The sequence below is a fragment of the Pseudoalteromonas sp. Z1A6 genome (assembly GCF_011378745.1).
Taxonomy (GTDB): domain Bacteria; phylum Pseudomonadota; class Gammaproteobacteria; order Enterobacterales; family Alteromonadaceae; genus Pseudoalteromonas; species Pseudoalteromonas arctica.
This window is the reverse complement of record NZ_WTKW01000409.1, coordinates 1-3,390: the sequence shown is the minus strand read 5'-3', so window position 1 is coordinate 3,390 and position 3,390 is coordinate 1. Positions and strand designations below refer to the sequence as shown.

The following is a 3,390-nucleotide window of genomic DNA, read 5'->3' as shown; positions in this document are numbered from 1 at the left end:
CAACTTAATAATTTTGAACCGTCAGTTATTTTTAATGGAGTTACTAATTATAAAATCCAAGAATCGATGCATATAATTTGTGATCCAAATACCAAAATTAATACAACTTATACAAGTCAAAGTGCGCAGGTGACGTCTGCAAAAAGCCTAAAAGATCATATAGAAGATGGGTTGTATGAAGCGAATCGAAAGCGTAATTGCCGTATGCAGAAAAATCTTTCAAATTATATACAAGTCGTAGAACAGGTAGGTCAGCTGTCTTGATTTAAAAGTAAAATATTGGCCTTACAAAGTTATACATCTTGTAAGGCCTATGCTGTAATTAATCTAGATTTAGCTTAATTCGCTTTAATGGTTTCTGCGTTTACACTTTTGTGCGGCTCAAGTGCTTTTTCTTGGTTTACACCCTTTAGTTGCATCATTAATTGCTTTACTAAAATCATGTAAATAAACATCATTGGTAGGCCTGCTACAACGCAGAGTGACTTAATGGTATCTATTCCACCACCGCATAAAAATACGCTAAAACTAATTAGCGCAATTGCACCAGCCCATAGAAGCTTAACTTTATGATCGGGGTCGCCATTTAGCTCCAGCTTATTAGTTGTTAACATAGCCGTGGCAACACTTGCGCTTGACATAGTCGTTAGCATTAAGAAAAACTGAATAACTAAAAATAATACTAAGCCAATATTACCCGATGGTAGAGTTTGAATAAGTGACACTACTGCAAACGTTAAGCCGCCTTCGCTCATCCATTGTTGAACAGGTAAGCCACCAACTAACTGCGCCCACACTGCATAGCCCCCAAAAATTGATATAAAAAATGCACAGCCGAACGAACCCATCGAAATAGTGTATAAAATAACTTCTTTAATAGTACGCCCACGTGAAATACGGGTAATAAAAAGCCCCATCATAATTAAGTAAGCGTAATACCAAAACCAGTAGTATTGAGTCCACGATTGCGCAAAGCCGCTTTGTTGAACTGGGTCGGTCCAAAGTGACATTCTAAAAAAGTTATCGAGCATGACACCTATTGAATCGGTAAAGTTATTTAAAATAAACTGCGAGTCAGCCGCAAGTAATACAAATAAGGCAAAGCATATTGCAGCTATCACCGTATAGTCAGATACTTTGCTAATACCTTTTTTAAAGCCAACAAACATTACAGCAACAAGCATTAAAACAAACAATAAAATAATGCTGCCTTGGAGTAATAAGCTATTTTTAATTCCCAACAGCGCAGAAGCGCCTGTACTTAGTAGCGATACGGTAAGTGATAGCGAACTTGCAAAGGCTGCAAGCGTGCCAAAAATTGCAAGTAAATCGATTGTTTTAGCAATAATAGGGTTATTGCCTACTACGGGTTCACACAGGGTTGAGAGTCTTAAAGTACGCTTTTTTTGTACGTAAAATGCGTACGCAAACGGAATTGCCGGAAAGCAGTAAATGGCCCAACCAGTCACGCCCCAATGAAAAATAGAATAGGTAACAGACCAAGCTGCTGCTGCGTAGCTATTTGGTTCGGCAAAAAGTGGCGGCGATTGCAAATAATACATCGGCTCGCCAATTCCCCAATATATAAGAGAAGCGCCTACGCCTGCGGTAAAAATCATACCGCCGTACGAAAAGTTAGAGTGCTCTTTTTTTTCTTCACCTAATCGAATAGATCCGTACTTTGAAAAAGCTAACCAAAATAAAAAACCAACTAAAGCTAAGCTCACAAGTTCTACTAACCAACCAAACCAGCTAGTTACAAAATGCATGGCGCTGCTTGCTAATAATTGTGATTGCTCAGGATATAAAGTTGAGATAACTAATAAGGTAATTACTAATGTAATTGCAGGAATAGCCAGCTCAAAGTTAAGGTTTTTCAATGGAGTTTCTCCACTGCACGAGTGCTTCGATATGGCTTGGATTAATTCCGCAGCAACCACCAATAATATTAGCGCCAAGGCTATACCACTGTTTTGCAAACTCAAGATACTCACCAGGAGATAAATCACGGTAGCCTTGGACTGCTTCATTTGCTTTGTGAGAACTTGAAATAGGAGTAAAGCTGTTAGCAAATGCACCTAACGCTACTTTTTTATTTTGCCTAGTTAATACGTTATTAGTGTCACGTAGTGCTTGCTCAATAACCTCAGGTATAGAGCAATTAAAGAAAACACCTGCAATGCTTTGTTGCTCAAGCAATGCTGCTATAGCGTCACTTACATATTCACCAGAGCGAAGTGTTGCCTGCTCAGTTACTTCATCATTTAACGTAAATGCGTAATAACATGGCTTATTTGAGCATTTAAGTACGCTTGCCATAACGTGCGCTTCTTCAATGCTCGATATTGTTTCGCAAAGCCAAAGGTCTACATGGGGATCTTGTGCGTTGTATAAGGTATTTAAAATAGTAAAAGCACGTTTACTTTCAAATAAGTCAGGGCGGTACGAACCAAATGCAGGTGGTAATGAACCTGCTACTAATACATTTTGTTTAGCGTTTTTTGCCGCTTTTTTAGCAATAAGAGCAGCTTGCTGTGCGAGTAACGCGCCTTGGTTTTGGTAGCGTTCTTCACCTAAATGAAATGGCACGCAAGCGTAGCTGTTAACTGTAATTATTTCGGCGCCGGCATCTATAAAACCTTGGTGAGCTTGTGCTACAAAATGAGGAGCTTCTATAAGTGCTTGCGCACTCCAAAGTGGCTGTGAGAACGGAGCGCCAATGCGCTTAAGTTCGCGTCCCATGCCGCCATCTAAAATTGTTACCTTTTTCACTTATGGACTTCTATATGTCTAAATAATATGGCGCTATTCAAACATATTTTTTAAAAAATCATAATGAAACTTCATCAGGTTGAGCATGAAAAAAGTTCAACCTATTAAATACGCTATAAAAACGCACAAAAAAAGCGACACCTCATTAGGTAGTCGCTTTTTAGTAAGTATGATTAGCTTACTTATAAAAGGCTTCAACAGTACCTTTTCTTGTAAGTAAAAGTGGTTGTCCGCGACGATCAAGCCCTTTTGGAGATGCAAACTTTATCCAACCTTCGCTGATGCAGTATTCTTCAACATCAAAACGCTCTTTGCCGTTGAACGTGATACCAATATCGTGTTCAAAAACTTCTTCCACATGATGTGGGCTGCGTGGGTTAATAGAAAGGCGATCTGGTAAAGCAGGTTTTGCGGTAGTGTCGTTCATGGTCATATTCTATATTGAATGAAGTATGCGCTATTGTAGGCAATACAAAGCTTTCGCTCAAGAGAGATAGTAGTAAATGTGTTTAAAAATGTACTAATTAATGAGTTGTGTATACAAATGAGATTGCGCTTGGAAAATATTTACAGAGGAGGTTTTGAAGATATTCGACTAAATAATTATAAAGATAAATA

4 protein-coding genes are annotated in these 3,390 nt (G+C 38.5%); 1 reads left to right on the top strand and 3 read right to left on the bottom strand.

The window, feature by feature from the left end; translation table 11 throughout:
• Positions 1 to 264: hypothetical protein (locus GQR46_RS20565; RefSeq protein ID WP_206009670.1), on the top strand; the 264-nt coding region annotated here is incomplete at its 5' end.
• A 74-nt stretch (positions 265 to 338) separates the two neighbouring features.
• On the opposite strand, the gene GQR46_RS17855 is transcribed toward GQR46_RS20565, so the two are convergent.
• The 3 genes from GQR46_RS17855 to GQR46_RS17845 form a co-directional block, all read right to left on the bottom strand.
• Positions 339 to 1,880: a BCCT family transporter gene (locus GQR46_RS17855; RefSeq protein WP_165741819.1), complete on the bottom strand. Its 1,542-nt coding sequence runs from the start codon at positions 1,878 to 1,880 to the stop codon at positions 339 to 341.
• Positions 1,867 to 2,772, bottom strand: coding sequence for a homocysteine S-methyltransferase family protein (locus tag GQR46_RS17850; RefSeq protein WP_165741817.1), 906 nt, complete (start codon positions 2,770 to 2,772; stop codon positions 1,867 to 1,869). Before GQR46_RS17850 ends, GQR46_RS17855 begins: the two co-directional genes overlap by 14 nt.
• Before the next feature lie 178 nt (positions 2,773 to 2,950).
• Entirely contained in the window at positions 2,951 to 3,199 is a 249-nt protein-coding gene (locus GQR46_RS17845) for a DUF3297 family protein (RefSeq protein ID WP_002963088.1), read from the bottom strand.
• Positions 3,200 to 3,390: the final 191 nt, after the last annotated feature.